The organism is Tychonema sp. LEGE 06208 (genome assembly GCF_015207505.1).
GTDB lineage: Bacteria > Cyanobacteriota > Cyanobacteriia > Cyanobacteriales > Microcoleaceae > Microcoleus.
In genome coordinates, this window is the sequence record NZ_JADEWT010000185.1 from 1 (window position 1) to 6,237 (window position 6,237).

General features: G+C 50.1%; 5 protein-coding genes. 2 read left to right on the plus strand and 3 right to left on the minus strand.

Annotated features, from left to right (window positions below; translation table 11 throughout):
* Positions 1–259: 259 nt before the first annotated feature.
* A complete protein-coding gene (locus tag IQ263_RS27340) occupies positions 260–2,332 on the minus strand; it encodes an iron uptake porin (protein WP_194071193.1) in 2,073 nt (690 codons plus the stop codon).
* Positions 2,333–2,352: 20 nt separating this feature from the next.
* Positions 2,353–2,535 (minus strand): hypothetical protein, encoded by a 183-nt coding sequence (locus tag IQ263_RS27345; protein WP_194071194.1) that lies wholly within the window; start codon positions 2,533–2,535, stop codon positions 2,353–2,355.
* Between the two features lie 377 nt (positions 2,536–2,912).
* On the opposite strand from IQ263_RS27345, the gene IQ263_RS27350 reads away from it, so the two are divergent.
* Both IQ263_RS27350 and IQ263_RS27355 read left to right on the plus strand, forming a co-directional pair.
* Positions 2,913–3,161 (plus strand): hypothetical protein, encoded by a 249-nt coding sequence (locus tag IQ263_RS27350; RefSeq protein WP_194071195.1) that lies wholly within the window; start codon positions 2,913–2,915, stop codon positions 3,159–3,161.
* A gap of 85 nt (positions 3,162–3,246) precedes the next feature.
* Positions 3,247–4,368 (plus strand): hypothetical protein, encoded by a 1,122-nt coding sequence (locus IQ263_RS27355; RefSeq protein WP_228050409.1) that lies wholly within the window; start codon positions 3,247–3,249, stop codon positions 4,366–4,368.
* Between the two features lie 316 nt (positions 4,369–4,684).
* Here the strand turns inward: IQ263_RS27355 and IQ263_RS27360 are convergent.
* The coding region (locus IQ263_RS27360) for a hypothetical protein (RefSeq protein ID WP_194071196.1) at positions 4,685–6,237 on the minus strand (1,553 nt) is incomplete at its 5' end.

Consider the following 6,237-nt stretch of genomic DNA (forward strand, 5'->3'; position numbering starts at 1 on the left):
TAACAACTAACAACTAACAACTAACAACTAACAACTAACAACTAACAACTAACAACTAACAACTAACAACTAACAACTAACAACTAACAACTAACAACTAACAACTAACAACTAACAACTAACAACTGCCAACTCACAACTGCCAACTCACAACTGCCAACTCACAACTGACAACTGCCAACTAACAACTACCAACTGACCAATAACTAAAAGCGGCAGTCGCCTGCCGCTTTTAGTTTTAACTAGATATCAGGAAACCTTAGAAACTAAAGGTTGTCCGCAGGACTCCTACCCAGATATCGTCATTATTTCTGTTGTTTTCGGGATTCAGAATCACGTAAACGCCCGGTGTCACCGCAATAAAGTCATTAACTTGGAAGCGATAGAAACCCTCCAAGTGATAAGAGGTGTCGCGGTCTCTGGCGACATCGCTTTCAGTAACTTTTGGCGGGATGCCGGCGATAAAACCGAGGAGGTTTCCAGGCTTACCAAAATCTGGCAGCGCCAAGAAAACAGCACCGTTCTGAACAGTAGCGTCATTGTCTGCGCCCCGTTCTTGGTGAGCCTTGGTGTAACCGTACCAACCGCCAAGCTGGAAGCCGCGGCTGGGTTTTAAGTTAAGTTGTACGCCAAAGTTATCTGATGCGGTGGATGTTTGACCGAAGGGCCGGTTAGCCAAGGAACTGCCAGTACCGCCCATGATGCCAACATCGCCACCCCGATTGTATTTCCGGGTGTAAGTTGCGCCAATATCAATAGCTTTGCCGAGAGAGAAGTTGAGCTGACCCAAAGCGCTGAAAGAACCGTTGAAAACGCCCCGGCCGTCGGCTGGGTTGGGAGCGTCGCCGTCGGAGGCAAGATAGGCAACTGTGGCTTTCACTGGGCCCAAGTTGTATTTGATAGCAGCACCTGCTCCTTCGGGGCCGCGGAACACTGCCGGGTTGTAACGTCCAAACCTGGATAGAGCACCGTTGCCGCTACTTTCCAAGGGAGCAGTCAGCTCGGCAACGTCATCGAGCCTCAGTCCTTTCGGGCCCAACCATACTGTAGCGTTGCCTACCGGAAAGCGATACCACACTTGATCGAGGGAGAATTGGTTGCCGTCTTCGCCGTCGATGGCGAGGCGAGCCATGTTCGTACCGGCGGTGTTGGCTGTACCGTAGTTGGCGATGTTTCTAGCTTGCAAGCGGGTTCTGAGCAAGTCTCGACCGCTGAAGCTGGTGTTGAAGTTCAACCGCACCCGGTAGCCGAGGTTGGTGGCCGTTTTGTCGTCCCGCAGCCCAACACCATCTCCGAAGGTGTCGCTGGCGAGAAAAATGGCTTCTCCTGAGAGTTTGGTAGTGGTGGAGAACTGGTTAGCTTCGAGTTCTGCGGTGCGAGCTTCTAGGCCATCTACTCGTCCGCGCAGGGTAGCGAGTTCGGCTGCAAATTCTTCTTGCAGGCGTTGCAGGATGGCTAAGTCGTCTTTGGTGACGAAGGTACCTGTTGACGAGCTAATTAGTTTGGTTACTTGGTCTAAGCAGGCGTTGACGCCGGCTGCAAATTCGTAGCGAGTCAGGGCGCGGTTGCCGCGGTAGGTGCCGTCGGGATAGCCTGCGATACAACCGTAGCGTTCGACTAGGGATTGCAGGGCTTGGAATGCCCAGTCTGTCGGCCTTACGTCGGATAGCTGAGAGACCGATGTCACCTGGGACATGGTTCCTGACTGTTGTGCCGGCAGGGCTTGGGGTGTTGCTGGGACGATCGGGCCGCCCATTCCTCCGGGTACTGTCTGAGCAATTTCTACCTTAGTAGCTGGGACAGTAGCTGGGGGGAGAGCGGTGGCAGCCGGTTCTTCAATTTTTGCAGCGGTGTCTGTGGGGGTGCTTTGCACTGCCAAGTCTGATGCTTGGGGCGACGGTTCGGCTGTGTTCGCTGCCGCCACGGGTTCAGTCGCTGCCGCTGTGGTGGCGGGGGCGATTGCGATTGGGGCTGCTGAGTCGATGTCGCTTTCTGCTGTTTGCAGTGCTGTTGCCCTGGTTTCTGGTTCAATTTTTGCCAGTTTGTCCGGCTGTTTTTGTGCGTCGTCCGAGTTGGCGATCGGGGTTTGGGCCGCCGGAGCGATGCTGTTTAAAGCCAGCTTTTCTGGGGCGGCAGGGGCTGCTGCAACTGGTTCTGCAACTAATTCTGCAACTGATGCTGCAATTTTTGATTCGGATGACTTTGCTGTGGCTAGCTGGTTGGCTTCAGCGGTTGCGGTCGCTTCTGCTGCTAGGGCTGCGGTACTGACAACTGATGATAGCCCCAGAATAGCGGGGGATACTAGCAGTAAATTCCAAAAAGTTCTGTTCATTTTCCTCACACCTTCACACTCTATTCAACTCGATCGAGAATTCCCAACTTGTAATTTTTGTGGTTGCTTGTCTGCTGAGAATAACTGCCAATAGAATAGAACCTCTCCATAGCTGCTGACTCACAGTTGGGGTGTCTAGTTTCCGCTTGAACGTAGGGGCTGGGCTTTTCTACGGCAAGGGCATCAATTCTGGTCAAGTCCACATTACATTACGGTTGATTATACCATCACCGGGCGACGTACCCACACGCTATGCGAAGCATACAGTCTGGGCTTCCCGTTTCAACCGCCGCTGCCTCTACCATTTTTGAATGATGTTGGTCTTATGCAGCGTATGGAGGTTTGACAAGCCATCTTGTCCTCACTCCCATCGCACGGGGTGCGTGGGATCCGGGCAGACTCCCTGCGCCCCAAGGAGTTCATTTCATCTCTCGATCGCCAGACTTGCTTTAATTGCTGTAGCTGCGATCGATAATTGGTGGTGCGGGTTCGGCCACAATCTGCCTCAAACTGACTGCTACCCTGAGTCTTCGGCTACGCCAGACTTAATAGACAGTTATCAGGATAGGATCGGGGCTGCTTGTCGCCTCCCTTATACAGCTTTCGAGCCAAATATGTCAAGCTTTTTAACCTCACTTTAAACCCTGCGACCTTTGGCGGGGCGATTTTCGGGCCTGCTGGGAGCCAGCGGGCTTTCATAACTCGTAGATGTACCCTAGAAAAGCCAAATTTCTGGCTTGACCAATTTGGCTTTTCTGACGATCCCAAGAGTCGGGACTTGCGCGGGCGATCGTCATGTTTGAGACAAGCTGTCGCCCGGTTTAATTAACCGCTACTTTAACACAATTTTTGGGTGTTCTGAGTGCGGCTGCAATTGGTGTTGCTTAATATCCAATCGCGCCGAGAATGCTGTGTTGCTTGAGATACAAACTCTACCCAAATTTTATAGCGATTTGATGGCTGTTTTTGGCGGAGGGCGATCGCAGGAATTTAATGCTAAGCGGGCGAAAATGCACAACTCAAAAATAGTGCTGTCGGAACAAAAAAACCAAAGGCTGCGGGTGGAAGTTTTAGTAAAAGAATTAGGGGTTAGGGAAGATTTCGGTATTATTATTGCTTGCGGCGACCAAGATTATCTGTTTGCGAAGGGTTGCTGTGCTAGCATCCGATATTTCCTGGGAGATGTGCCGATTTGTCTGTTGATTGACGGTACGTTTTCTGTAAGTGCTTTGGAAAAGTCCTACGGGGTGCGAGTAATCGATCGCACAACCGTTTCCCAAGATGTTTTGAGAAAGAGAATTTTTGGTTGGGGTAAAACTAAAATGATTGCCTTTTGGGAAAGTCCTCGGTTAAATTTCTTGGTTTTGGATGTCGATATTATTGTTTGGGGTGATGTTCTCAAGTGTGCTAATTTTAAGGAATTTGATTTTATTGTAGACCAACCTGGTCAGGAAAATTCGGATGCAGATATTTCCAAGTTTTTCTTTGACATTCCTGGTGTTGAAAAACATTTTCCCAGTTTTAACTGGTCGCAATACCGAGCCAATTATTTCTGCACCGGAACTTTTTTTGCTAAACGCGGCATTTTTAATTTGGAAGAATACGTAGAAATTTTAGATTTTACGGTTGCAAATCCGGGGATATTTAAGTACGGAGAAATGGTTTTTTTAAACTTTATGATTTTCCGGGTGGCCGGGGAAAGTCGGCTGCGGGTGCAGAGTGTGGATATGCAGTTTTTGATGCCGGATTTTGACCGGGATTTGGTGAAAAAGCGGTTTCCGGTTGAGTCAAGCGGGCCTGCGGGCGATCGCGCCTTGGCGACTGTGATTCATTGGTGCGGGCCGAAACCGACTTTATCAACATCTCAAGTTTACTCGGAACCGATGAATTTTTGCCGCCGCAAGTGTCAGGAGGATGTTTGGAACCGCAGGGGTTTGGCGGCCCAGATGTCGCTGCAATTTGAGGATTTGCAGCGATCGATCTATGTGTACAATAATAAGTTTAAGAAGAAGTTTCGGCAGTTGGCCGGTAAGTAGATAATATCAATTCCGGTTGCACTCCTGGGGAATTGTTGACTGTTGACGGGCGGGCACGCACCATCCACCGCCCCTACTGAGTATTAATTGTTGACTCGATTTTATTATTCCGATGCAACCGGAAACGATATAAAAAGTTGGGCGCGGGGGCGAGAAACCGGGAATATTCTGAGATTTCTCGCCTCCATTTCCCGATTTTTTTGCAGTAATACCAAATCAGGGTTAGCTACTGGCTACGATTACTGATTTCGGAATTTTTTAACCGCAGAGAACGCAGAGAACACAGAGAAAGAGAAGAGAGAGATGAATGCAGGGTTCACTCATCCAGGGGCAAAAGGGGGCCGGCTGGGGGCAAAACTTGGCGGTGAACGCTGATTTTGTGACTTTCTCGCTGAGTTTGCATTTCTACGGCGATCGCCTCAAATTCGACTTCCATGCAGCCGTAGGGAATTTCTAACTCGATACTTGCTCTGACATTTCCCAAGCCGTTAGGTGTAAATTCGGTAATCCAGCGCGGCCCGTCGAGAATCAGGTAGCTTTGTCGATCGAATACCCAAACTTTTACATAAATCCGGGGCATCAATTCCGGCAGTTGCACTTTCACTGTTACAGCTTGGCCCGCGAGGATTTGGGCGCGCGGCAATTCTAAGACGGGCATCGGTACTAACTCGTCTTCTGGCAAAACGTAGGGAGTTGGCCCAGTTGATTCTTCGAGTTTTGTGGTTTTTTGAGCAACTTGTTTCGGCTGTGGGGGCTCGTCAAAAACTACAAATTCTCTGGATTCCGGGCCAATATATTTGGGCTCGGAAATTGTTTTCCCGATCGCCCGTTGCTGTAATGTTGGGCTGCTTTCTTCCACTACGGCTATGGTGTCGCTGCTATTGGCGGCTTTTGGAGTTGGCGACAGGGTGGTTGCTTTGAGCCATTCGGGGGATTCGCCGTTGCTGGCTAGGGAACTCAGTCGCGACCAAAATCTATTCTCGACGTTTAGGGTTTGAAATGCCTGTTTTGAGGCTGGTGGCGGGGTTTCTGGGGCTGTTGTTTCTGGTTCCGGGGTGTTTTCGGGTTTTTTGTCGATCGCTCGATCTTCGGCCGTTTCTGCGGCTGTTGGGATGTCTGAGGGTTTGGTTTGTGGGTCGATCGCCCCGGCGACTGTTTGACGGGGATTGGAGATTTCTTGGAGTAATTGCGATCGGCCCCCCTCGGGCAGTTTGTTACCGAATGCGGGCAATTCTAAACCGCCGGCACTTGCAGTTTGGCGGGAATTCAGTTGAGGCGGTAAGGGTTCGTTTGTTGAAACTTCGGCAGGGGATGGAGGCTCTAAGGATTTTTCTACTAGCTTGAGAAACGATAAATTTGTGGTCTTCCGAGGCTGTTTTGAGGCTGTTGGGGAGAGTTCGGCTTGATGCTTTTCTTCGATGAAATTTTCTTTAATTACTTCTAGAAGGTGCTCTAAACGGGCGGTTATTGTAAATAGTTTGGTGGCTAGGGGAACGCCTCCGCTGCTGAGTATTGCTTCTCCTAAAATTAGGCGACTTTTGCACTCGCTGGGGATGTAGGTGACGCAGGCAAAGATGCAGGGGGGAGCTTGTTCTGGCATCTGCTGCTGGATTTGGGCGAGTATTTTTGAGGTTTGGGGGTCGCGCAGGTAGATTTGTATTTCTGCTGAACCGATGAGTTTTTTGAGTTCTTCTGTTTGTGATTCAGAGATGAGATTTGCTTTTTTTCTGGTTGTTTGGGGTGGTTGGGAAATGTCGATTTTGCCGGAAATGACTAAGGGGCGGCCGAGTTGGGTGACGAAGGTTTCTCGATCGAGTATGAGTTCGAGTTCGAGTTTGACTGGGGGTTGGGGCGGAGGCTCCGGGGTGG

Coding starts and splice junctions, on each gene's coding strand:
- IQ263_RS27340 (WP_194071193.1), bottom strand. CDS start 2,332: ATGAACAGAACTTTTTGGAATTTACTGCTAGTATCCCCCGCTATTCTG.